We start from the raw sequence: 23246 nt of genomic DNA, 5'->3' as shown, positions 1-23246 counted from the left end.
GCCACCCCAGCGGCGCTGCCAGCGGATCCCCAGCAACCGCCACTTGCGAAGAGGACGGATGCTGTGGCTATTGTTTCTCGATAGCTATATACCGTTTATCGATAGGCAGACTGGCATGCAACGCACCACGATCATCGTCCTGAAAGTCCTCATCGCGGCACTGCTCGCGCTGCTGCTGTGCTGCCAGGTGTTCGTGGTCCCCGCCGTCGCCGCGCAGTCGGCGGTGCGCTACTGGGAGATCGCGTACTTCGAGATCCCGGGCACGATCGTCGGCATCCTGTTCCTCCTGTGCGTGCAGGTCGTGCTCGTGTGCGTGTGGCGGCTGCTGTCGCTGGTGCGCGAGGACAGCATCTTCAGCGACAGCGCGTTCCCCGACGTCGACGTCAGCCTCGCGGCCGTCGCGTTCGCGACGTTCCTCGTGTTCGTCGCTCTCGTGGCACTGAGCCTGACCGGGTTCCTGACGCCGTCCATCACCCTGCTCCTGCTGCTGGGCGTCGTGGTCGGCGCCGGGCTGTCGCTGCTGATCGTGGTGCTGCGGGGCCTGCTGCGAAAAGCATCGCAGCTCGAGCACGACCTCTCGGAGGTGGTGTGATGCCGATCATCATCACCCTCGACGTGCAGCTGGCGAAGAAGAAGATGTCGGTCACCGACTTCGCCGCCGCGATCGACATCACCCCGGCGAACGTCTCGGTGCTGAAGAACGGCCGCGCGAAGGCGGTGCGCTTCACGACGCTCGACGCGATCTGCCGCGTGCTGGAGTGCCGGCCCGGCGACATCCTGGAGTGGGTGCCCGACGATCATCCGGCGGCGATCGCCGCGGCGGAGGGCGAAGGATGAGCACGGCTCCGGCGGGTGCGCGGACGGCGCCCGCCTGGAGCACGGTGGCGATCGCCGAGCTGCTCGACGTCGTGCGCTGCCCGGTGTGCGGCTCGGGCATCATCGCCGAGCGACGCTGCCCGGCGTGCGGGGCGGATTTCCGGGGTGCGGTCGGCCGCGACCTGTGGGCCGCGTCGCAGGACGCGGTCCACGCGCTCACGGCGCGACAGCTCGTGCTCGAGCGGGTGCCCATCGCGCCGCTCGAATCGCCGAGCGCCGCCACCGCGGCCGGACCGGTCGCCGCGTACCCCGCCGCGCCCGCCACGGTTGCGTACACCCCCGCGGCCGGCCCCTCCGCGACCGTGCAGTCCGTGCTCGCGGTCGCGGGCGCGGGCCTCGTCGCCGTCGCGGCCGTGGTGTTCACGTTCTTCAACCCCGACCTCGCCGACCCGCTGCCGCGCGCGGCGGTCGTCGGCGCCATCGCCGCCGCGTTCCTCGGTGGGTCGCCGCTCCTCGCGCGGCGCGGCCTGCGCTTCTCGGCCGAGGCGATCGGCGCCCTTGGCGTGGTCTTCCTCGCCCTCACCGTGACGACGGTCGTGGCGCTGCTGCCGGCGGGCGCGGACGGGTGGGTCTTCACCGCCCTCACGACGCTGGTCGCGGGCGCAGCCCTCGCCGTCCTCGCCCCCCGCGCCGGCATCCGCACGTGGCTGTGGAGCGGGCTCGTGGCGCTCGCCTTCGTGCCGCTGATGCTCGCCCTCGCGACCCCCTCGGCGGTGGCGACGACGGCCGGATCCCTGGCCTCGGCCGCGGCGGCGAGCGCCCTGGTCGCCCTCGCATCCCGCGGGAGGGCCATGTCCGACCGCCCGCGCACCGCGGAGACCGTGACCCTCACCGTCCTGCAGTTCGGGTTCACGGCCGCGGCACTGGTGGCGGCGTGGGGGACGGATGCCGCCACCGGCGTCTCCCCCGCGCACCTCGCGAGCGCGACCCTGGTGGCGATCGCCGTCCTCGCCGCGGCGTCGGCCCGCCACCTGGCCGGAACGCTGTGGAGCGGGGTCGCCGGTGCGGCGGTCGTCGCCGCCGTGGCGGTGCTGCCGTTCGCCGGAGCGAGCACCGAAGGCTGGTTCGCGGCATTCCCCGTTGCGGCCGGTGTCGGGCTGGTCGTCGTCGGCGCGGTCACCCCCGTGCACCGCATGGTCGCGCGCGGCGCGCTGTTCGCCGGAGCGATCGCGGTCGTCGCGGCCGTCGCCGTGATCCCGACGCTCACCGCGTTCCTGACGCTGGCAGGGGTCGTCGCGAGCCCGACGGGCGGCACCGTCCTCCTGCCCGCGACGGCGCTCGGGCTCACGGTGGGACTGACCGCCCTGGCGCTGTCGCTCGCGTCGTTCGCCGCCCTCACGACTCCGCGCGAGCTCGCTGCCGCCGACGCCGACGCCGGACCGGTCGAGTCGTGGACGCCGCCGGCCATCGGCACGCGCTGGCTCGGGTTCCTGGGCGCGTGGTACGCGGTGCTCGCGTTCCTCACGGTGCTCGCGCTGCCGGGCCTCGGGGTGTGGGCGCGCATCGCGGTCGCGCTCGTCGCCGCGGTCGTGGCCGGCGCCGTCGCGACGACGCGGCTGCAGCATGCATCGGCCGCCGTCCGCATGCCGCTCGTGGTGGGCGCGCACGCGGCCGTCGCGTTCGCCGCGGTGCTGTCATGGCGGGGCGGCGACCTCACGGTCTGGGTGGGTGCCGCCGTCGTCGCGACACTGGGTCTGCTCGCGCTCACCGTGCCGCGCGCGGCCCGCTTCGTGCACGTCGGCGTCGGGTTCGCCTACGCGCTGGTCGTGCTCGCGACCGCGCTCGCCCGCGCCGGCGCGGACCCGCTCGTGGTCGTGTGCCTCACGACATGCGCCGCGGGCGCCGTCGCGATCGCGGTCACGTTCGCCCGGCGGGTGCCGTCGCGAGAGTGGTACGCCGTGCTCGCCGTGACGGCCGTGCCCTTCGCGATCGGCGTGCTGCAGGTCGTCTTCGAGCGCAGCGGCTGGACCGCGCTGTCGACCGCGGTCATCTTCTGCCTCGCCCTGACGCTCGTGACGACGACGCGACCGGGACTGGGCATCGCCGTGCGCACGCTCGCCGCCGCCACCCTCGTGCCCGCCCTCGCGGTGGTCGCGGTGTGTCTCGGGGCACAGCTGCTGCCGATGAGCGGATCGCCGATCGTGCTCCCCGTCATCGCGGGGATCGTCGCGGGCACGCTGGCCTCGGCCGGCCTGCTCGCCGATGCGCTCTCGCGCCGCGTGCCGCTCCCGCACGTGCGGGCCGCCGGACTCGCGGTCGAGGCATCCGCTCTCCTCACCGCCGTGATCGCCGTCGCGCTGTCACTCGTGCGCACCTCGGCGGGGCTGCCGACGACGCTGCTCGTGCTCGTGATCCTGGGCATCGGGTTCGTCGCGACCGCCCTCTTCTCACCGCGCCGCTACGCGTGGCCGCTGGCGGGTGCCGCGTTCACGGGCGCACTGTGGAGCGCCTGGGGAATCGCGGGCGTCACCGGGCTCGAGCCGTACCTGCTGCCGCCGGCCCTCGGCATCGCGGTCGTCGCCGCCTGGTTCACCGCGCGCGGGCGACCCGCTGCCGGCCTCTACACGGTGGGCCTCGCCGTCGGGGTGGTTCCGGTCCTGATCGCGCTGGCGCTGGACGGAACGGATGCTGCGATCCCCGCCCTCGCCGTCGACACCGGGTTACCCGCCCGGGCGTACGCACTCGTCGGCGCGGCGTGGGCGCTGGTCGCAGCATCCGTCATCGTCAGTCTTGCGTCCGGGCCGCGCATGCGTCGCCTGCGGGCGCTGCGCGCGCCGACGCTCGCCGTCGCGATCGTGGCCGCCGCGGCGGCCGCGGTGCAAGGTGTGAGGTGGGGCACGGGGCTCGACGTCGCGCCCACGGATCCGCTGATCGTCGCGGCGCTCGCGTTCGGACTCGTCGGCGCCGGAGCTGCGGCGAGCGCCGCGCGCGCGCTGCACCGCACGCTCGCGCCGGGGACACGGCTCGCTCGGACGCGCTGGCTCGGCGCGCCCGCCGTGCTGATCCTCGGGGTCGCGGCGTGGCCGGCGATCGAGCGGGAGTGGGCGGTCATCTGGACGATGTGGGCACTGCTGCTGGCGTTCCTCACGCTCATGGTGGCCGTCGCCGCACGCGGGCGGCGCGGGCCGACGGCGCTGCCGCCGGTGTGGTTCCTGTTCGCCGTCTCGTTCGCGACCGCGGTCGTCGCGTGGAGCCCACGGGACCTGCGCGTCGAGTGGTTCTCTCTGCCGCTCGGGCTGTTCCTCCTCGCGGCCGGCGCCCTAGCGGTGCGCCGTCCCGCGACGTTCCCGCCCGCGAGGTCGATCGAGGCGTGGCCCGCGGGCTGGACCGGGTCATGGCCGCTGCTCGGCCCCGGACTTGTCGTGCTCCTCAGTGCCTCCGTCGCCGCGACCTACACCGACCCGCGCACGTGGCGCGCGATCCTCGTGATGGCGATCGCCCTGGTGGCGATCCTGGTGGGCGCCACGCAGCGCCTCGCCGCGCCTTTCGTCATCGGGATCGTCGTACTGCCGGTCGAGAACGTGCTCGCGTTCATGGTGCAGATCGGGCGCGGCATCGAGGCGATGCCGTGGTGGATCACGCTGTCGGTGGTCGGCGCGGTGCTGCTCATCATCGCCGTCGGCTACGAGCGGCGGGCCGGCGACGGCACCGGCCTCGCGGCCCGGCTGCGCGACCTCGCCTGACGCCGGGCACCGAGGACGGGCTCAGGGCTCGAAGGTGACGTCGACCTGGATCTCGGTGGCGAGGCGCTCGAGCTCGCGCGTGAGGGCGTCGAGATCGACGGATGCCGGGATCCTGGCTGTCACCGTCGCCTCGAACAGCCGGCCCCCGTACATGGCCGCCTCACGCGTCTCGGTGGTCATGCGGTCGATGCTGATGTCGTGGGAGCGCAGGACTGTCGTCAGCTCCCTGACGATGCCCGGATGGTCGTTGCCGATCACCTGCAGCGCGAGCGGACGCATCACGGCATCCTGCGGCGAAGGCTCGGCGCCCGTGCTGACCGTCACGGAGAGCAGCCCGTCGAGCACCGACAGCGACTCGCGGAGCTCGTCCGCGCGCGCCGGCGCGACGGAGACTTCGACGACCCCTGCGAAGACGCCCGACAGCTCGGCGAGCTGGCTGTTCTCCCAGTTGCCGCCGTGGCGATCGACGACGTCGGCGACGGCCGCGACGAGACCGGCTCGATCGCCTCCGACAAGGGTGAGAACCAGGATCGTCATGGCTGACAGCGTACCCACGCGGCCGGCGTCAGCGCGGGGCGAGCTCGGACGTCACCGGGAACGGCAGGCGGAATCGCTCCGGATCGGCGCTGACCGCGGAGGCCGCGCCGTACTCATCCGCGACGACCGTGACGCCGCGGGCGCTCGCCTCCGCGATCCGCACCGGGCGCTCGGTGCCGTCCGGCAGGCGCAGGGTCCACCTGTCGGCGAGATAGCCGATGCCGAGGTCCTCGAGGAGCTCCTCGGCGGCGAGCCACTCGACGGCGTCGGCGCCGTCGGGCGTGCGCTCACGACCGAGCAGGTCGAAGACGCGGAAGCCGTCGCCGGAGGCGAGCATCCATCCCAGGATCTCGCCGTCGGCGCGCCGGTGCTCGATCCAGTCCGCGGGCAGCATGAGACCCGAGCGTAGCGAAACGTCTCGAGGCGAGGTCGATCATCCACAACCCGCGCCGCGGTCGGGCGGCGGGTCGCAGCATCCGGGTAGCATCCCCTCAGAGATCGCACGTGGGGATGCGCGGTCCGGACGCGGGGAGTCGTATGGCCACCTTCGGCACACCTGAAGCCCGACGACCGTCGGCGCGGGTGCGTCGCCGGCGCATGTTCGCGGGCATCGCGGGCGCCGTCGTGCTGCTCGCCGTGATCGGCGGCACGGTGGCGGCGATCGGCTTCGCACGCGCGGGCGCGGACGACGGGAACACGGATGCTGCGCCCTCTGCGGCCTCGTCGGCGACACCGACTCCCACCCAGACGCCGCTGACGCCCGAAGAGCAGCTGCTCGCGTCGAGCACCGACCCCGCGGCGTGCGCGGTGAGCTTCGCCGGCGACGGCATCGCCGACGCACCCATGCTGCAGACGCAAGGGGCGCTGTACGCCGGACTTCCCATCCCGTCGCGCGACGGGCTCGTGTTCGCGGGCTGGTACGCGACCCCGGCGGATGCCGCGGCCTTCGCGATCCCGGGACGCATCAACGGCTCCGAGCCCGTCGCCTGCACCGACCGGCGCGTGACGCTGCACGGCGCGTGGATGAGTCCCGAGCAGAATGCGGCGGAGGACGCCCGCATCCCGATCCTGATGTACCACCAGTTCACCGCCAACCCCCAGGGCGAGAGCGGGTGGCTGCGCGGGAACTACGCGTACATCGGCGACTTCGACGCGCACATGAACCACATCGCGACGACGGGCTTCTACCTGCCGACGTGGGACGAGCTGTCGGCCTTCATCGACGGGCGCCTGTTCCTGCCGACCCACTCCGTGATCGTCACCGATGACGACGCCGACCAGACGTGGTTCGACCTGGCCGTGCCCGTGGTCGACAAGTACAAGGTGCTCACCACGTCGTTCATGATCACGGCCTACCGGCAGGATCCGCCGCCGAACGTCTACGTGCTGCGGCGCTCGCACACGCACGACATGCACCGTGCGGGCGCGAACGGCGACGGGCTCATCACGAACCTCTCGGTGCCCGAGATCGTGGCCGACATGGAGGCGTCGTACGGCGTGCTCGGGGTGAAGGAGATCATGGCCTACCCGTTCGGGCACTACAACGACACCGCGAAAGAAGGGCTCCGCCAGGCCGGTTGGGAGATGGCCCGCACCATCGAACCCGGGTACGTCACAATCGGCACCGACAAGCTCGCCCTGCCGACCGTGCGGATCAACTACGGCATGGGATTGGACGCGCTGATCAACCTCATCGGCTGACGGCGGCATACCGCGACTGAGCTCCAATACCGGTCTCCGTCGAGGCCTGTCAAGTTTTCTGGGAGAAAGTCTTCCCGTCCTCGTCCTGCGGGCGTACAGTGACAACGCGCAAGGGATCTGGGGATTCCTTCGACCCGACAACCCGGCCGGGTCGCGCACTGGGGATGGTCAGCTCGACAACGGAGCCCGACGACGACGTCGTGCCGACCAGTGGGAAGTTGATGTCTGCTGAGGACGCGTCATCGTGCGCGCGGTGGATCGCGGTCTAAGTCCGACCGCGATCGACGCGGCGCCCGCGGGCGCCGGCGGAGTGACCCGAACGCTCCGCCGACGCCCGATCCTTCCGCGCCCGCTGTTCGATACCCTTCCCGCTGCTGTAGCCCCCAGGGTCCAGCCGTCGCTCGAGCGCCGACACCTCTGGGAGCGCCGCTTCCGGCGGCGGCTGGACCTCACCGACACCGTCAGCGTCTCGATCGCCGTCGCCGCGGCCACAGCGGTCGAGACCGGGCCTCACGCGGACCTCGCGGATTTCGTGGGGCCGGCGCGCATCGGAGCGTTGGTCATCGGCGCCTGGCTGATCCTGCTGTGGCTCGCGCGTACGCGAGAGCCGGCGGTGCTCGGTGCCGGCTCGGCGGAGTACAAGCGCATCGGACACGCGACCGGCCTCGCGTTCGGCATCCTGTCGGCCGTCTTCATCCTTGCCCAGCTGCCCGGGCTGCGGGCGCAGCTCCTCGTCGCCCTGCCGTTCGGCCTGGTCGCCCTCGTGTTCAGCCGCTGGATGTGGCGCAAGTGGCTCATCCACGAGCGCGCCCGCGGTGAATGCGTCTCGCGCGTGATCGTCGCGGGCACCCGGGACGAGGTCGAGTACGTCATCGGGAAGCTCGTGAACGACCCGCATCACGCGTACCACGTCATCGGCGCGACGACGACCGAGACGCTGCGGGACCCCATCGACATCGAGGGCCGGCGCTTCCCCGTGATCGGATCGATCCGCGCGACCGCGGCGTACGGGCGCACCTCCGGCGCCGACGCGATCGTCGTCGCGAGCACACCCGAGGACGACAGCGACTTCGTCCGCCGGCTCGGCTGGGAGCTGGAAGGCACGGCGGCCGAGCTCGTGCTCTGCAACCGGCTGACCGACGTCGCCGGGCCGCGGCTCTCCCTGCGCCCGTTGGACGGCCTGCCCCTCGTGCAGGTGAAGATCCCGGAGTTCGAAGGCGGCATCCACGCGATCAAGCGCGGCATGGACGTCGTCTTATCGCTGCTCGCGCTCGTGCCCATCCTGCTCGTGACTCCGGTCATCGCGATCGCGATCAAGCTCGACTCTCCGGGGCCGGTGCTGTTCCACCAGCTTCGCGTCGGCCGTGACGGCCGCCAGTTCTGGATGGTGAAGTTCCGCACGATGGGCGTCGATGCCGAGAGCAGGCGCGATGAGCTCCGTGCCCACAACGAGGCTGCCGGCCCGCTCTTCAAGGTGAAGCGAGACCCGCGGGTGACCCGCGTGGGAGCCGTGCTGCGGAAGTTCTCGATCGACGAGCTCCCGCAGTTCCTGAACGTGCTGTGGGGAGACATGAGCATCGTCGGGCCGCGGCCGCCATTGCCTGCCGAGGTGACGAGATACGACGGCACCGTCTACCGGCGGCTGTACATCAAGCCGGGCATCACCGGGCTCTGGCAGATCAGCGGTCGCAGCGACCTCTCGTGGGAAGAAAGCGTGCGACTGGACCTGCGGTACGTCGAGAACTGGTCGATCGCCACCGACCTCATGATCATGTGGCGCACAGCCCGAGTGATGGTCGCTCCCAGGGGGGCGTACTGATGTCCCTGTCGCAGACCAGGCCGGCGACAACGGCGTCGCCGGCCGCCAAATACCGGATCCGCGGTCACACGCCGACGCGAGCCGCCAGGTGCACACTGGCGATCACCCGCGCGGCGGTTTCCCACTCCCCCAACTGGGTGTGGCCGCGGGTCCCTGGGGCCGCGCGATGACGGAGAACGCTCGGGTCCTCCTCATCAAGGCCAAGGGCGGTTTCGGCAATCGGATCCTCTCGGCCGCGACCGGGGTCGTCCTTGCATCGCTCACGCAGCGCGAGGCGGTCATCGACTGGCGCGACGGTGACTACCTGGCGGTCGGCGAGAACGCGTACCCTCTCCTATTCGAGAGTCCGGCCGCTCACCCTCCGGAGGAGTTCGACGGGCGGACGGATGTCGCGCCCGCCATCTGGAGCGGGGAGCTGGGCCGACACCCGTATGACCTGATGAACGAGCGCTTCCCTGACGATCACAGCAACCCCTTCATCTACCGCAGATTGTCCATCGACCTCGCCCACCCGAACGTGGAGCCGGCGGTGGCGGTGTTCTGGTCGTACCTGCCGAAGATGGCCCGACTGCGTCGCCACGCACGCCGGTCGGCGCGGTTCCGCGACATGAGCTCCGACGATCTCACCCGGTGGGCCCTCCGGCGGTACTTCCGGCCGAGCGCCCGGATCCGCACGGCGGCGGGGGAGCTCATGGCCGGCCGGGGTGGGCCCGTCATCGGTGTGCACGTCCGCTACACGGATCGCAAGGTCTCGCTCGACAGGATCTACCGCGAGGTCGATGCGCTGCGCGACAAGATGCCGGACGCCCCGATCTTCCTCGCCACCGACAACGAGAACGTGCAGAGCCGGTTCCTGGATCGGTACAGCCGGGTCTTCGTGATCGAGAAGGCTCTCGGCGACGATGATAGCCCCCTGCACGACCGCGTCGAGATGCAGGACCGGCTGCTCGAGGCTGAGAACGCCCTCATCGACATGTACGCGCTCGCGTCGTGCGACTGGCTCGTCCACTCCCGGCACTCGACGTTCTCGGTCGCGGCGGCTCTCATCGGCGGCATCCCCAAGTCCCGGCAGCGGGACATCGACCGGTCGAACGTGAGGGTCGTCATCAAGCGATGGATCCAGGCATGGACATAGCGCGGAAGGGAGGCGGAGGCATGGTCAGCGTGGTCATTGCAGCGCACAACGAGGAGAGCGTCGTCGGCAGATGCATCGACGCGCTCGTACAGCAAGGCGTCGATCCTCCGCACATCTTCGTGAGCGCAAACGGCTGCACCGACGCTACCGCGAGAGTGGCGCAAGCCCGCGGGGTGACCGTGATCAGTCGAGTCGAACCGGGGAAGCCGGCCGCCCTCAACGCCGCGGACGCCGTGGCCGACACGTTCCCGAGGGTCTATCTCGACGCCGACATCGTCGTGCCCGCCGGTGCGATCGACGCAGTGGATCGAATGTTCGCAGGCGCAGACGCACCACTGGCTGCCGCGCCTCACCGCCGCATCGACACCGACGGCTGCGCGATGCCGGTGCGTGCGTACTACGCGATCAACGAGCGCCTGCCGATCTTCCGCAACGGGCTCTTCGGACGCGGGATGTTCGCGGTCTCCGCGGAGGGTCGCGAGCGCTTCGCCGAGTTCCCCGCGATGACCGCGGACGACCTTTTCGCCGACTCGCTGTTCGACGCCCACGAGAAGCGACCGCTCGACGACATCGAGATCAGGGTCGCCGCACCCCGTTCGACGCGCAGCCTGATCACGCGCCTCGTGCGAGTCCGCCGCGGCAACACGGAGATGCGCGCGGCAGCCGCCCGCGGGGATGTACGGCATTCCGTACCGCCGTCGGACCGGAGAGCCTGGGCGCGCGTCGTGCGCGAGGATCCGCGATTGGTCTTCGCAGCCGTTCCCTATGTGGTGATCACCCTGACCGCCTCATTGCTCGCGCGCCGCACACCTGCGCCGACAGCCGGCTGGGGCAGGGATGACAGCACCCGCACGGCTCCTTCCCTCGCGCAGTGGGGAAGCACATGAACATCCACCTCTGCTTCCACGGCATCGGGCGGTGCGAGAAGGAACGCGAACCCGGCGAGGCACGCTATTGGGTGAGCGAGTACGTCTTCCTGACTTTGATGGACGCGGTGGCGACCGCGGCGTCGGGAGTCGTCAGGCTGAGCTTCGACGACGGCAATCGCTCGGATGCCGACATCGCCGTGCCGGCGCTGCGCGAGCGGCGGCTCACCGCTACGTTCTTCCCGCTCGCCGGCAGGCTGTGCGACCGGGCCAGCCTCAGCGCGGCTGACCTTCACGACCTCCGCGCCGCGGGGATGAAGATCGGGAGCCACGGCTGGTCGCACGTCCCCTGGCGAGGTCTGACGGGGCCGGACGCGATGCGGGAGTTCGTCGACGCCCGGCTCGCTCTCGAGGAGGCGAGCGGCGAGCGGATCAGCGAGGCGGCGCTGCCTCTGGGCCGGTACGACCGCGGCGCCCTCGGGTGGCTGAGAGGCACCGGCTATCGAACGGTTTACACGAGCGACCGGTACCCGTCCCGGCCCACGTCCTGGCTGCAGGCACGCTACAGCGTCAACTCAGAGGACACGGCGGGCTCAGTGATGCGCATGGTGCGGCGGGGTCCGAGGCTCACGGAAGCACGCAACGTCATCGCCAGCGGCGTCAAACGGATCCGGTAGCCGTGCGCGATCGAAGGTGTCAGGGGAAAGCACCATCCCGTCGGCGGGATGCGCGCTCGCTGTCTGGGGGGACGCGATGGACATGAACGAGCGGGTGGAGTCGAACGACCTGGCCGAAGGCACGGCGGTGACCGGGGGCGGGGGCGCGCGTCTGACACCGGGCATGCGGCGGACGCTGGGGGTCACGGGCGCGGTGCTGGCACTGGGGCTCGCGGGAGCGATCTGGATGATGGCCGCAAGCGGAGGACAGGCTCCGATCGACACGGATGCTGCGGCTACTCCTGGAGCCACAGGCGGCGTTGAGCCATACGCGAGCGTCACCCACGGGCCCGAGCCCGGAGCGACCCCGACGACGGGAACAGAGGTCCCGGAGCCCGACCCATCCGCCCCGCCGGAGAACGGACTGCCTCCACTGCCCACCCCGACGCCTCTGGTCGCCGGGCCACTGCCCGACTCCGGATCCGAGTCCGGCGCTCTCATCGACGGCTTCCCCGACGCCGTCATGGGTCCGGCGCCCGCGTCCGACGTCCTCGAGAGTTCCATCGCCACCGAGGGCAGCACCATGCAGGTCACGCTCGTGGCGCGCACCGACAGCCCTGCCGACGACGTGCGCGCGCACTACCGAGGGTTGTGGTCGCAACTCGGGCTCACGGAATCCGCAGGAGCGCCCGAAGGCGATGTCGGGTTCTCCAACGCGCACTCCTCCATGTCGCTCGCCTTCGCACCCGCATCCGGCACGGGCACCGTCTACATGATCTACGGCGTGCTGCGGACGAACTGAGTCGCCGTTGTACATCTCGCTGTCGAACACACCCGAGCACAGAGACGGCTCGCCCCATCCCGCGACGAGGGGACGCGGTGCCCGCACCGTCTCATCGACGGTCATCAGCCTCGGCATCGTGTCCCTCCTCACCGATGTCTCGTCAGAGTCGGTCGCCGCCATCCTGCCCCTGTACATCACCGGCGTCCTCGGTCTCTCGACGATCGTCTTCGGCTTCCTCGACGGCCTGAATCAGGGCGTGAGCGCACTGGTCCGCATCGGCGGCGGGTTCATGTCGGATCGGTACGACCAGCCGAAATGGGTGGCTTTCACCGGCTACGCGCTCGCCGCGGTCGCGCGTGCCGGGCTTCTGTTCGCTTCGGGAGCCGCCACGCTCACCGCCGTCATCACCGCCGACCGCATCGGCAAGGGCATCCGCACCGCGCCGCGCGACGCGCTGATCTGCGCGGCGTCTGCTCCCGAAATCCTCGGGAGATCGTTCGGGGTGCACCGCACGCTGGACAACCTCGGCGCTGCGGTCGGCCCCCTGCTGGCCTTCTTCATCCTGTTGCTCATCCCCGACGGCTTCCACACGGTGTTCGTCGCGTCACTGGCGTTCGCGGTCATCGGCGTTGTGGTGCTCGGCGTCCTGGTCCCGAACCTGCATAGGTGGACGCAGGCGAGTACCGGCCCGACGGGCGCGGCGGACTCCGCCCAGCCGAAGCGACGCTTCGATTGGGCCACTGTCACGGCCGGTCCGATGCGGCGCGTCCTCGCCGCTGCCGGGATTCTCGGGCTTCTCACGGTCGGCGACGGGTTCGTCTACCTCGTCCTCCAGGCGCGGAGCGATTTCGCGGCGCTGTGGTTCCCGCTGATGTATGTCGGAACGAACGTCGCATTCCTCGCCCTGGCGATCCCGCTCGGCCGCCTGTCGGATCGCATCGGCCGCGCGCGGGTCTACGTGTTCGGTCACGTATCGCTTCTCGCCGTGTACCTCGTCGCGGCCATGCCCGTCGCGGACGTCGCGGCGACCGTCGCGTGTCTCATTCTGCTGGGAGCGTTCTACGCGTCGACGGACGGGGTTCTGGCCGCCCTCGCGAGCCAGCTCACGAGTCGCGAGACCCGGGGCACAGGCATCGCGGCCGCACAGACCGTCGTCGCCCTCACTCGCTTCGCAGCGGCCGCCGGGTTCGGCCTGCTCTGGCACGCCGTCGGACCCGAGACGTCGATGTTCATCGTCGCCGGGTTGCTTGTCGTGGCGATTCCCCTCGCCACCGCCATCCTGTGGCCTTGTCTGTCGATCGCACGGCCACTTGATGAGGCCGCCCACCCTGACGACGACGAGGAGGGGAGCGGCTCGTGACAGATCGCGTCAAGTGGCTCATCGTGATCGGGGTTTCGGTCGTCGCGCTCGCCGCAACTGCGCTGGTCGGCCTGGTCGCCTGGCAGCAATACCAGGCGCGCCAGAGCACGGCCAGCGCCGCGGCGATCATCTCCGCCGACGATTGGGCGGTGGGGGCCCGCGTGGTCTTCCGCAACACTTCTCCCGGTGAGGGGTACGGGCGCGTCGCGAGCGTACCCCTCGACGATCCGGCGGGGGCACGCGCGGTGACGGAGGTCGCGTGCGACCGGGTCGATGCGACCTCCGACGAGTTCTCCTGCCTGCGAACAGAGCGCAGCATCGTTCCCACCTACAGCGCGACGCTGTATGCGAATGACGGCGTGGCCCTCCAGACATGGCCACTCCCTGGCATCCCGAGCCGGACCCGTCTCTCTGACGATGGGACGCGGATCGCCACGACGTCGTTCGTGACAGGGCATTCGTACGCGGCGATCGGATTCTCCACCGCGACGGTCATCAATGCCGACGACGGCGAGAGCTTCGGCAACCTGGAGAACTGGACGTTCGTCGTCGACGGTGCGCAGAGCGCGTCCGCCGACCGTAACTTCTGGGGCGTCACCTTCATCGACGATGGTTCCTTCTACGCCACGGCCGGCCTCACGACGACCGGCGGGACTTATCTCGTGAAAGGAGACATCGCGTCGCTCACCCTCTCGACGGTCGCCGAGGACGTGGAGTGTCCCTCGCTCTCCCCCGACGGGAGCCGCATCGCCTTCAAATCGAAGACCGGTGGAACGGGCCCGATCACGCACTGGACGCCCGCCGTCATGGATCTCGGCACGGCTGAGATCGTGGTGCTTCCCGAGTCACGCAACGTCGACGATCAGATCGAGTGGCTCGACGACGACACCATCCTGTACGGGATGCCGCGTGCCGGACAGGAGGGCGACTACGACGTGTGGATGCTCGCAGCCGACGGGACGGCGCAGCCGGAGATCTTCATGGAGCACGCGTGGTCCCCGTCGGTGGTGCGTCCGTAACGCCCGGCGGCTCTGCCGCAGTACGCCTTCGCCGAAGGACGATCAGCCACGCGAGCGCGGCGCCCAGAGCGGCCCCGAGGGTGTTGGCCACGATGTCGCGGGCCGTGGGCTGGCGCGTCGGGATGACGATCTGCGCGACCTCAGCGGCCGCCGACAGCACGAGGGCGACCACCACTCCGAACCAAGGACGGCGGAAGAACAGGGTAAAGAGGAATCCCAGGGGGACGAACATGAGAATGTTCGCACCGAACTCGATCCAGCCCGAGCCGAACCAGGCGATCCCGACGTCGTATCGGAGCCAGTCACCGATCGCGTTGACGATGCCGGAGTACGACACGGGAAGCAGCAGCACCGCCAACAAAGCCAGGGAATACAGCGCCAATCCGCCGGTCACCCAGCCTTTACTCGATACGGCTGGATCGGACATGGCCTCCTCCCACCTGCAGGCGACGACCATGACCCCGCGGTGGTGCCATGGACGCTGCGAGTGGGTGGAGTGTACATGAGTGTTCTCTCATGGGGTATGGAACACGCGGAGTGTCGGCGATACTTCGAATACCCCGGCCCCGCCTCTTACGCATCCGGCGGAGCCCCGTTCTCCCCCTCATCGGAATCTTCATGTCACGAAAAGCACTTCGCGCTCGCCTACGTCTCCGCACCCGCATCCGCCGCGCCAACCTCGCCCTCTCCGCCGGCATCGTCGCCGTCCTCGCGGTCGCTGGTCTCGCCGTCGCGCCGGCCATCGCGGCGCCCACAACGACCGGCATCTTCGCCGATGATCTGAGACCGGCCGTCGCCGCCGACTCCGACCGCAGCGCGGTCGAGCTGGGAATCCGCTTCCGCCCGGAGAAGTCGGGTCAGGTGACGGCGTTGCAGTACTACCAAGGTGCCGGCGCGACCGGAGTGAAGAAGGCCACCCTCTGGACGGCGTCGGGAAGGGTCCTCGCTCAGGTCTCGTTCGCGACGTCGCGCACGGCTGGATGGCGGACGATTCCGCTCGATTCGCCCGTCTCGCTGACGGCAGGATCATCCTATGTCGCGTCGTACCATGCACCCCGGGGCGGCTACCCGGTCACCGAGGGCGCGCTCACCGGGAGCCGCACTCAGAACGGCTTCAGCCTCAGCGCGGGAGCAGGGGTCTACCGCTACGGCTCGACGAGTTCGGTGCCCACGTCCTCTTACGCAGGATCGAACTACCTGGTCGACATCGTCTACAAGCCCTCGAGTGCACCGGTGGCGACTCCCGCGCCGACGACCCCGGCGCCTTCGCCCACTCAGACCGCGATGCCCGCACCCAGCGCGACGCCGACGCCGACGCCGACCGTTACGCCCAAACCCACCACGCCGGCCCCGACTCCGACGGCCACGCCCACGCCGACGCCGACGGTCACACCCACGCCGCCGGCTTCCGACGCCGGAGGCTTCGTCGCGAACGGCCGGACGTTCCCCAACTCCGACACGACAGGAGTCCCGTCCGGCACCACGCTGACCCCGTACACCGGCCCCTGCACGATCCAGACCGCCGGGTACGTCATCGACTCGAAGCGTGTCGACTGCGACCTTCGGATCCTGGCGAAAGATGTCGTGATCAAGAACTCGTTCATCGACGGAAACGTCTATGCGGACTACACCGATCGCGTCGGCTCCTTCACCATCACCGACAGCGAGGTCCACGCCGCCGACGGACCGTGGACCGGGATCGGCGACGCGTGGTTCACCGCGACCCGCGTGGAGGTCACCGGCGGCGCGCGCTCCATCAACTGCTACGCGTTCTGCACGGTGAAGGACTCGTACGTCCACGGGCAGTTCACCGATTACTCGGGCAAGAACCATGAGTCCGGCATCCGCGTCAACACGAGCAGCACGCTCATCGGGAACACGATCGCATGTGACGCGCCCGACATCGCACCCGACGCCGGATGCTCGGCTGCCATCACGGGCTATGGCGACTTCGACATCGTCGAGAACGTGACGGTCGACGGAAACCTGATCATCGCGGGCTCGGGCGGTTACTGCTCTTACGGCGGCTCCACCCCGAACAAGCCCCACTCCGTGGGAACGAACAACATCAAGTACACCAACAACGTCTACCAGAAGGGGAAGTCCGGCCGATGCGGATACTGGGGGGCGATCACGTCCTTCGACTCCCAGGCACCCGGCAACGTCTGGACCAACAATCTCTACGACGACGGCACCCGCGTGGCTCCAGCGAACTGACCACGGGGGCGGCACCGTTGAAGTGGTGGGATCCGGCCTTCGGATCTCACCACTTCAGCAGTGCCAGTTCGCTGTACAGGTAATCGATCGCGTCGTTCGGGAGTCGATCGCCACGTACCATCCGGGGGCGCGGGCTGTGCAGAGAGCGGCCGAGCCCGGGTGGCGTGAACCCGAGGATCCGCTCCTCCGCGAGGGTAGCGAGGTGACCACGGCGCAGCAGGGCCGCCCCGACGGCAGGCCATGCCTGGCGCAGCAGGTCGACCGAGCCGCCGCGATAGAGCGGGGTGGCGAAGACGGGAAGCCGCTTACGGCGGTCCCTGCGGTAGACGAGGTACGCGTAATCGTCCCCCCGTCGCACGAGGAGGTGATGCGCGGCGGTCGCCGCCACGTGATCTGTGTACACTCTGCTGTCGTCGCCGCGGAGCACCCGCTCGAGCTGTGCCGGGTCGTCGGTGACGACCAGACCGCGAGAACGCACCGCCCACGGGTTCATCGACAGCCGTGTCGGCCCTTCGACGCGCCGGAAGCCGAGGCGCTCGTTCATCGCGACGACGTTGCCGCTCGGGGACAGATCCGTGAAGTCGAACCCTTTCTGAGAGATCAGCGACCGAACGAGACGCAGGCCGTGCGCCCGGAAGCCCTCGTCGACACAGAACGCGGCAAGGTTGCACACCGGAACGATCGTGCCGCCCATGGAACGCTCGGAGTAGACCGCGACGTACGCGCCGACGACCTCGCCCCCGTGCAGGAGCACGAACCCGCTGTTCGGCCCGCATCGCCCCCAGGGGGGCGCGATGAGCGCTCCCCAGGCGCCGATCGGCACGCGCGGATTGAGCGCGCGATGCAGATACGCGGCGACCGCGACACGATCCCCTGCCTCGATCGGGCGGACCTCGGGACGGAAAGCATCGCCGCGCCCGCCCTCGTCAGACGGCATCGCCGGCCAGCCGAGCGGGGTAGGGCAGATCTCGTCGGCGTTGCCGGTACTCGAGCAGGACGATCACCGCAAGAGTGCAGGTCACCCCGATCACCGCAGACATGCCGAGCACCCGGGGCCGGCTCCCCGCAACGTGGAAGATCGCCGCGGTCTGCGGCGCCGGCCGGACGGTGATGTCGTTGACGGGCTCCACGCCGAACTCGCGCTGCATGGCGTCGAGCTCCGCCTGCGCGCGACGGATGAGTGTCTCCTGCTGCTGCGCGACAGTCTCCCGATCCGGTGCGACGATCTCCAGGAACAGCACCTGCTCGCCGAAGTTGGACGCCCACTGCCCCCCGGTGTCGGGGAGGCGCAGCGACCACCCCTCGCGGATGCCTTCACCGATCAGCGTGACGTCAGGAGACGCGTACTTCGCGGGCTCGCCGGGCCCCATCATGCGCTTCGCGAGGAGACCCGCCGTGACCACGAGGCTGCCGGATTTCGTCTTCAGTGTGTTGGGGTAGTCGGTGCTCGACGGAGCGAGGAGGACGAGCTCTGTGCGCGTGTAGTAGACGCCGTCGTCGCTGACGGCGGCATATGCGATCACAGCGGTCAGCACCGCGCCCGCGAGAAGGATCGGCCAGCGGCGCACGGTGGCGGTGACCAAATCCCACAGTGTCATCTGTCCACCCGCGACTAGACTACCGTCCGTCGGCTAGGGGAGCCGGCACCGAGAGGACAGCGCCGTGCTACTCGATGTGATTCGCTCGCTCGGACGCAGGTGGTACGTGCTCGTCGCGGGGATCCTGGCCACGACCGCCCTCGCCTTCGGCGCCTTTCAGCTGACGCCGCCCGTGTACAACACTCGTGGCCTCGTCTTGTTGCTGCCCCCCGAGAACGCCGTGCCGCCCGGCGGCAACCCGTTCCTGGCGCTGTCGGATCTCGACCTGCCTGCGCGGCTGATCGTCGCTTACTTCCAGAGCGCCCCGGCACAGGCCGCGGTCGAGGATCGCGCGCCGGACGCCGAGTACACCGTGGCGATCGAGGAATCCACGCGGGGACCGGTCATCGCCGTCGATGTCACGGATTCGTCGCCCGAGGGAGCGCTCGAGACGCTCCACTTCCTCATGGACGACATCCCGATCCAGCTTCAGCGCATGCAGAGCGAGGTCGACGTCCCCGCTACCGCGACGGTGAGCTCGATCCCGTTCACCGCCGACACGGAGGCCGAGCAGGATGACAGCGCCACGATCCGCATCGTGCTTGCAGCTGCAGCCGTCGGACTCGTGGCGACGGGCGCCCTCGCCTTCACGCTTGACGGGCTCATGCTGCGCCGGAGGGCCCGAAGGCACACCGTCGTCGAAGAGCACGTCGCAAGCATCCTGGACACGAGCACGCAGCCGACGACCGTTGTGGAGGGGGACCACCTCGCCCCCGTGTCAGCTCGCGTGCGCCGCAGCGTTCCGTGAGCACCCGCACCGGCGTTCTCCCTCGAGTGATCGGCCCCCCGATCACGGACGCGGTCGCGTGGCTCACGGTCTACATCGCGCTCCTTCTCTTCATACCGTCGCGCCTGGTGTTCGCCCCGCTCGCCAGCGCCGGCGCCCCGTCGATGATCTTCGGGTTGGGGAGCCTCGTACTGTGGATCTTCTTCCGGGTGGGCGCAGCGCGTGCGGCACGCTTCGACCTGCAGCCGATCCGTGTGGCGCTGGGGATCTTCGTCCTCACAGTCGGGGTCAGTTACCTGCTCGCGATGTCGCGACCGATGAGCCCCGACGAGCTGAGCCCCGGCGATGTCGCGCTTCTCGCGGTCGGATCATGGTCGGGCACGCTGCTGCTGGCGCACGACACGATCTTCGACCGCCGACGCCTCGACGAGCTCATCTGGCGCTTCACCGTCTGCGGGGGCATCATCGGCCTGCTGGGAATCTTCCAGGTGCTGACAAGGCGCCTCTGGATCGACCTGATCGCCATCCCCGGGCTCACGGCGTCGCGCGACGCGCTCTCTTTCGGGCGAGATGCGTTCCCCCGGCCCTCCGGCACCGCCACGCACCCCATCGAATACGGCGCCGTCATCACCATGCTGCTGCCGCTCGCACTGCACGTCGGTTTCTACCACACACATCGCCGGCTGATCGTGCGTTGGCTTCCCGCCCTCGCTCTCGCTGCGGTGATCCCGCTCACGTCGTCGCGATCCGCCTACCTCGGTGCCGCGATCGGAGTGGCGATCTGCCTGATCGGGTGGCACCGGGAGCGGCGCCTCCGGATCATCGGGCTCGGCCTGGTCGGGCTGTTGGCGATGGCCGTCGTCACGCCGAACCTGTTCCGCTCGATCCTCGGGCTCTTCACCGGGCTGTCGAACGACCCGAGCATCACATCCCGGACGAACAGCTTCGATCTCGCCTTCGAGTTCGTGGAGAACAATCCGCTGTTCGGCCGGGGCCTGGGAACCTTCCTGCCCAAGTACCGGATCTTCGACAACCAGTACCTCCTGCTGCTCGTGACGATCGGCCTCGCGGGCACGACCGCTTTCCTCGCGCTGGGTCTCGTCGCTGCGGGTGCCCTGCTCCGCCTGCGGGCCTCGCTGCACGACGAGGGAAGTCGCGATCTCGCGCTCGCGATGATCGCGGCGATCGTCACCGGGTTCGCGTGCCTCGTGATGTTCGACGCCTTCAACTTCCCGATGACGATGGGAACGCTCTTCCTCCTGCTGGGTCTCGCCGGCGCGCTGCGACGCATCGAACTCCAGAAGGCCGGGTTGGAGGCGCTCCTCAGGTGAAACCGCCAGCCGTGCACGTCGCCGCCGTCGTGGTGACCTACAACAGCGAGGGACACATCTCCGACCTGCTGCGCAGCATCCCCGCGGCGATGGGAACCATCGCCTACTCGGTGGTCGTGGTCGACAACGGCTCCACGGACCGCACGGCCGCCCTTCTCGAAGGGCGCACCGACTGCGCGCTCATCCGTTCGCAGAACGACGGGTATGCCGCGGGGATCAACCGCGCGGTCGCAGCCTCGCCCCCGTCCCAGGCGATCCTGATCCTCAATCCTGACGCCACGCTCGATCCCGGCAGCGTGCCTCAGATGCTGTCGACGCTGAAGAGCCCTGGTGTGGGCATTGTGGCTCCTCGCGTCCGCGAAGAGGACGGCTCGCTCTCGCCGACCCTCCGTCGACGTCCGACCCTGGCCCGGGTGGGCGGGCTGAGCTTCACCCGACTCCCTGTGTTCGCCGAGCGCATCGAGGATCCGGCCGAGTACGAGCGGGAACACGAGGTGGATTGGGCGGTGGGCGCCATCCTGCTCGTCGACGCCGAGTGCTTCGGCGCGCTGAACGGCCTAGACGAGAGCTACTTCCTGTACTCGGAGGAGACGGACTTCGCCCTGCGCGCCAAGGATGCGGGCTGGGCAACCGTCTACACACCCCGGGCGGGCGCGATGCACGTCGGCGGCGGCTCCGGAGAGAGCCCGACCACGCACACCATGAAGATGGTGAATCGCGTGCGGCTCTACCGGCGGCGCACGGGCACGGCGCGGGCGTGGATCTACTTCGGGATGATGGTGCTGATCGAGCTGCGTCGCACCGTGTTCGGTCGCCCCGAGGCCCGGACCTCGATGCGCGCACTGCTGCGGCCAGCGGAACGCCCCCCTGCCCTGCGCGCGAGCGACACCCTGCTCCCACGCTGAGGCGATCACCCCGAAGGCGAGGTCGCCACGATGAGATTGGTGAGGAAGGCGACCGAGCTCGGTCGCGGGTGGATCCGGCCCGCTGCCACCCCTTCGATCCACTCCGGCTTGACGAATCGCGCGTGCGACGCGGACTCCAGCAACTGTGGGTGCGATCGCCAGTGCTCGACCACCTTTTCGCTCAGGACACGCCCGCCGGCCGGTGCACGGTTCGCGCCACGGAGCCGCTGCACGGCCTTGTGCGCGAACTTGCGTCCCGTGAGCACCGCCTTCGCGGCGGCCTGACTGCGCTGAGGACGAGCGTACGCAATCGGGGCGAGGCGCCCTTCGAGCGGGATCTGGCCGAGCTCCGGATCCAACCGCACCTGAAGCGACGCGAGGAAGCGGGAGTTCGCCTTGTCGCGGGGATCGAGCCGCTGCGCCAACCCGATGAATCCGTGGTCGAGCATCGGATTGACGACGACACGCCGATAGGCGACCGCGGTGTCGGTAGCGCCAGCCCACCGCTGCATGCGCTGCCGAAGGTAGAGCGAGTCGGTGGCCCGGAACCAATCGTCGCCGCGCAGCCCGGCGAGCACCTCCGAGATCGCGATCTCGTGCGCCCACGCGGCGAAATTCTCATCCAGCATGCCGTCCTCCACGGACTCGTTCGCGAACATCCGCCACGCGGCGAGCTGAGCGGCCTGGCGTTCGGTCACCGCGCGGGTGTCCACCCGGCCGACATAGTAGAAGCCGCGCGCGACTTCGCCGCCGAGCCCCGAGATGCGCACCCCCTGGTCGAAGCTGCGCTCCCCGAAGCCGAGCGCGGCGAGAGCCACCGGATCCGACATCCCGTCCAGCTCCACCGCCGCCGCGCGGCATGCGTCCCACGCGTCGCCGGTCTCGACGGTCTCGAGGTCGGCCAGACCGTGTACTTCGTGACGCAGCCCGTAGCGCGCGGCGAGACCCGCGGCGATGTCGACATCCCCATGACCCGGCAGGCCGAGCGTCATGGCACGCAGTCCGCGACGGCGAGAGGCGTCGATGGCGCTGAGCAGTACGCGAGAGTCCATCCCGCCGGTGAGCTGGAGGACGGCGTCAGGCTGCTCGTCGAGAAGCACGTTCAGCGACGTTCGCAGCACAGCGGCGGCCTTTTCCACCGCCTCCTCGAGGGTCACCGGCGCCTCGTCGTCCGGCGCCGCTGCCGCGATCTCGACGTCGGCGCAGAGGCGAGCGGCGGCCCCTGGTTCAAGCTTGGTCACCCCGCTGAACAGCGTGCGCTGTCCGAGCTGCCACCCCAGCAGCGACTGAACGCCCCAGGCAGCTTCGTCGAGCCCGGCGCCGCGCACCCGCGCGGCCAGCATCGCCGACGTGGACAGCACGGGCGGTCCAGAGGCTGTCGGATCGGAGTGGAAGAGCTGGCGGAACCCCATCGCATCCGCCACCATCACGACTCCACGCTCGTCCCCCGCCACCGCGGCGAACGGGGGAAGCAGGACCGCGAGATCTCGCGGGTCTCCACGCATGGCACGCATCAGACGGCGGTCGTCGACCCGACCGTGAGCGGTCCGCACGACCCGCGAGAGCGGGAGCGTCCGGTTGCCGCCCGGCCCCGCCTCCAGGCTCCACGTCGCGAGCGTCACGGGTCCGCAGGTGGTCCGGTCGACTCGGCGATCCACGGGGAACGCGGCGTCGAGCACACCGGGATCCGCGGCGATGAAGCCGGGCAGGGCTGCGGAGTCGTACATCTCAGTCAGGCAGTGAGCTTGGCATCGACGAATTCGGTGAGCGACCCGACGGTCTCGAAGAGATCCGCCCCGAACTCGTCGTCGTCGATCGTGATCTGGAAGCGTTCCTCGAGCGCGGTGACAAGAGCCACGACGCCGAAGGAGTCAAGCTCGGGCAGAGCGCCGAACAGCGGGGTGTCCGCTGTGAGATCCTCGGGCGGGTGCTGCAGCTCCAGCGTCTCGATGAGGGTGTGGCGGACGAGATCCAACGTGGCGGTCATGTGCTG

22 protein-coding genes are annotated in these 23246 nt (G+C 69.9%); 15 read left to right on the top strand and 7 right to left on the bottom strand.

The genetic code is table 11. The features are described from left to right. The first annotated feature begins 115 nt into the window (after nucleotides 1–115). From ACEYYH_RS01920 to ACEYYH_RS01910, 3 genes are read left to right on the top strand one after another with little or no spacing between them, the layout of a single operon-like run. Entirely contained in the window at nucleotides 116–592 is a 477-nt protein-coding gene (locus tag ACEYYH_RS01920) for a DUF2975 domain-containing protein (protein ID WP_181911749.1), read from the top strand. Further along, nucleotides 592–837, top strand: coding sequence for a helix-turn-helix domain-containing protein (locus ACEYYH_RS01915; RefSeq protein ID WP_374976610.1), 246 nt, complete (start codon nucleotides 592–594; stop codon nucleotides 835–837). Before ACEYYH_RS01920 ends, ACEYYH_RS01915 begins: the two co-directional genes overlap by 1 nt. Next, the gene (locus ACEYYH_RS01910) at nucleotides 834–4559 is read left to right on the top strand and encodes an SCO7613 C-terminal domain-containing membrane protein (protein WP_374976609.1); all 3726 of its coding nucleotides are present in this window, start codon (nucleotides 834–836) and stop codon (nucleotides 4557–4559) included. The genes ACEYYH_RS01915 and ACEYYH_RS01910 overlap by 4 nt, the downstream gene beginning before the upstream one ends. Nucleotides 4560–4580: 21 nt before the next feature. Here ACEYYH_RS01910 and ACEYYH_RS01905 read toward each other — a convergent pair whose 3' ends face one another. After that, a complete protein-coding gene (locus ACEYYH_RS01905; protein ID WP_374976608.1) occupies nucleotides 4581–5096 on the bottom strand; it encodes a glycine cleavage system protein R in 516 nt (171 codons plus the stop codon). A gap of 28 nt (nucleotides 5097–5124) precedes the next feature. Next, entirely contained in the window at nucleotides 5125–5490 is a 366-nt protein-coding gene (locus ACEYYH_RS01900; protein WP_374976607.1) for a hypothetical protein, read from the bottom strand. A gap of 143 nt (nucleotides 5491–5633) precedes the next feature. Here ACEYYH_RS01900 and ACEYYH_RS01895 point away from each other — a divergent pair, with 143 nt between their 5' ends. From ACEYYH_RS01895 to ACEYYH_RS01860, 8 genes are all read left to right on the top strand, one after another. After that, the gene (locus tag ACEYYH_RS01895) at nucleotides 5634–6797 is read left to right on the top strand and encodes a polysaccharide deacetylase family protein (RefSeq protein ID WP_374976606.1); all 1164 of its coding nucleotides are present in this window, start codon (nucleotides 5634–5636) and stop codon (nucleotides 6795–6797) included. Nucleotides 6798–7107: 310 nt separating this feature from the next. Further along, a complete protein-coding gene (locus tag ACEYYH_RS01890; protein ID WP_374976605.1) occupies nucleotides 7108–8616 on the top strand; it encodes a sugar transferase in 1509 nt (502 codons plus the stop codon). A gap of 166 nt (nucleotides 8617–8782) precedes the next feature. After that, nucleotides 8783–9751, top strand: coding sequence for a nodulation protein NodZ (locus ACEYYH_RS01885; protein WP_374976604.1), 969 nt, complete (start codon nucleotides 8783–8785; stop codon nucleotides 9749–9751). Next, nucleotides 9730–10638 (top strand): glycosyltransferase, encoded by a 909-nt coding sequence (locus ACEYYH_RS01880; protein ID WP_374978291.1) that lies wholly within the window; start codon nucleotides 9730–9732, stop codon nucleotides 10636–10638. Before ACEYYH_RS01885 ends, ACEYYH_RS01880 begins: the two co-directional genes overlap by 22 nt. Continuing rightward, nucleotides 10635–11294 (top strand): polysaccharide deacetylase family protein, encoded by a 660-nt coding sequence (locus tag ACEYYH_RS01875; protein WP_374976603.1) that lies wholly within the window; start codon nucleotides 10635–10637, stop codon nucleotides 11292–11294. The genes ACEYYH_RS01880 and ACEYYH_RS01875 overlap by 4 nt, the downstream gene beginning before the upstream one ends. An 82-nt stretch (nucleotides 11295–11376) precedes the next feature. Next, nucleotides 11377–12075 (top strand): hypothetical protein, encoded by a 699-nt coding sequence (locus tag ACEYYH_RS01870; RefSeq protein WP_374976602.1) that lies wholly within the window; start codon nucleotides 11377–11379, stop codon nucleotides 12073–12075. Nucleotides 12076–12082: 7 nt separating this feature from the next. Next, nucleotides 12083–13417, top strand: a complete 1335-nt coding sequence (locus ACEYYH_RS01865) for an MFS transporter (RefSeq protein WP_374976601.1) — start codon at nucleotides 12083–12085, stop codon at nucleotides 13415–13417. Continuing rightward, nucleotides 13414–14436, top strand: coding sequence for a TolB family protein (locus ACEYYH_RS01860; RefSeq protein ID WP_374976600.1), 1023 nt, complete (start codon nucleotides 13414–13416; stop codon nucleotides 14434–14436). Before ACEYYH_RS01865 ends, ACEYYH_RS01860 begins: the two co-directional genes overlap by 4 nt. On the opposite strand, the gene ACEYYH_RS01855 is transcribed toward ACEYYH_RS01860, so the two are convergent. Continuing rightward, complete coding sequence (locus ACEYYH_RS01855) at nucleotides 14396–14863, bottom strand: VanZ family protein (RefSeq protein WP_374976599.1); 468 nt, start codon at nucleotides 14861–14863, stop codon at nucleotides 14396–14398. The genes ACEYYH_RS01860 and ACEYYH_RS01855 overlap by 41 nt on opposite strands. Nucleotides 14864–15054: 191 nt before the next feature. Between ACEYYH_RS01855 and ACEYYH_RS01850 the strand changes: the two genes are divergently transcribed. Next, a complete protein-coding gene (locus ACEYYH_RS01850) occupies nucleotides 15055–16653 on the top strand; it encodes a DUF4082 domain-containing protein (RefSeq protein WP_374976598.1) in 1599 nt (532 codons plus the stop codon). Between the two features lie 46 nt (nucleotides 16654–16699). Here the strand turns inward: ACEYYH_RS01850 and ACEYYH_RS01845 are convergent, their stop codons facing one another. Together ACEYYH_RS01845 and ACEYYH_RS01840 are read right to left on the bottom strand one after the other, a co-directional pair. Next, a complete protein-coding gene (locus tag ACEYYH_RS01845; protein ID WP_374976597.1) occupies nucleotides 16700–17590 on the bottom strand; it encodes a hypothetical protein in 891 nt (296 codons plus the stop codon). Continuing rightward, on the bottom strand, nucleotides 17580–18251 hold the full coding sequence (locus tag ACEYYH_RS01840) for a hypothetical protein (protein WP_374976596.1): 672 nt from the start codon (nucleotides 18249–18251) through the stop codon (nucleotides 17580–17582). Before ACEYYH_RS01840 ends, ACEYYH_RS01845 begins: the two co-directional genes overlap by 11 nt. A 64-nt stretch (nucleotides 18252–18315) precedes the next feature. Here ACEYYH_RS01840 and ACEYYH_RS01835 point away from each other — a divergent pair, with 64 nt between their 5' ends. The 3 genes from ACEYYH_RS01835 to ACEYYH_RS01825 are packed head-to-tail and all read left to right on the top strand — an operon-like array spanning nucleotide 18316 to nucleotide 21253. After that, entirely contained in the window at nucleotides 18316–19038 is a 723-nt protein-coding gene (locus ACEYYH_RS01835) for a hypothetical protein (RefSeq protein WP_374976595.1), read from the top strand. Further along, nucleotides 19035–20348, top strand: a complete 1314-nt coding sequence (locus ACEYYH_RS01830; RefSeq protein ID WP_374976594.1) for an O-antigen ligase family protein — start codon at nucleotides 19035–19037, stop codon at nucleotides 20346–20348. The genes ACEYYH_RS01835 and ACEYYH_RS01830 overlap by 4 nt, the downstream gene beginning before the upstream one ends. Continuing rightward, nucleotides 20345–21253, top strand: a complete 909-nt coding sequence (locus tag ACEYYH_RS01825; protein ID WP_374976593.1) for a glycosyltransferase — start codon at nucleotides 20345–20347, stop codon at nucleotides 21251–21253. The genes ACEYYH_RS01830 and ACEYYH_RS01825 overlap by 4 nt, the downstream gene beginning before the upstream one ends. 5 nt (nucleotides 21254–21258) lie before the next feature. Here the strand turns inward: ACEYYH_RS01825 and ACEYYH_RS01820 are convergent, their stop codons facing one another. Together ACEYYH_RS01820 and ACEYYH_RS01815 are read right to left on the bottom strand one after the other, a co-directional pair. Next, nucleotides 21259–22980, bottom strand: a complete 1722-nt coding sequence (locus ACEYYH_RS01820; protein WP_374976592.1) for a hypothetical protein — start codon at nucleotides 22978–22980, stop codon at nucleotides 21259–21261. A gap of 5 nt (nucleotides 22981–22985) precedes the next feature. Next, complete coding sequence (locus ACEYYH_RS01815; RefSeq protein WP_374976591.1) at nucleotides 22986–23240, bottom strand: acyl carrier protein; 255 nt, start codon at nucleotides 23238–23240, stop codon at nucleotides 22986–22988. Nucleotides 23241–23246: the final 6 nt, after the last annotated feature.

Source organism: Microbacterium trichothecenolyticum (genome assembly GCF_041938625.1).
Taxonomy (GTDB): Bacteria; Actinomycetota; Actinomycetes; order Actinomycetales; family Microbacteriaceae; genus Microbacterium; species Microbacterium trichothecenolyticum_D.
This window is presented reverse-complemented; position numbering and strand designations above follow the sequence as displayed.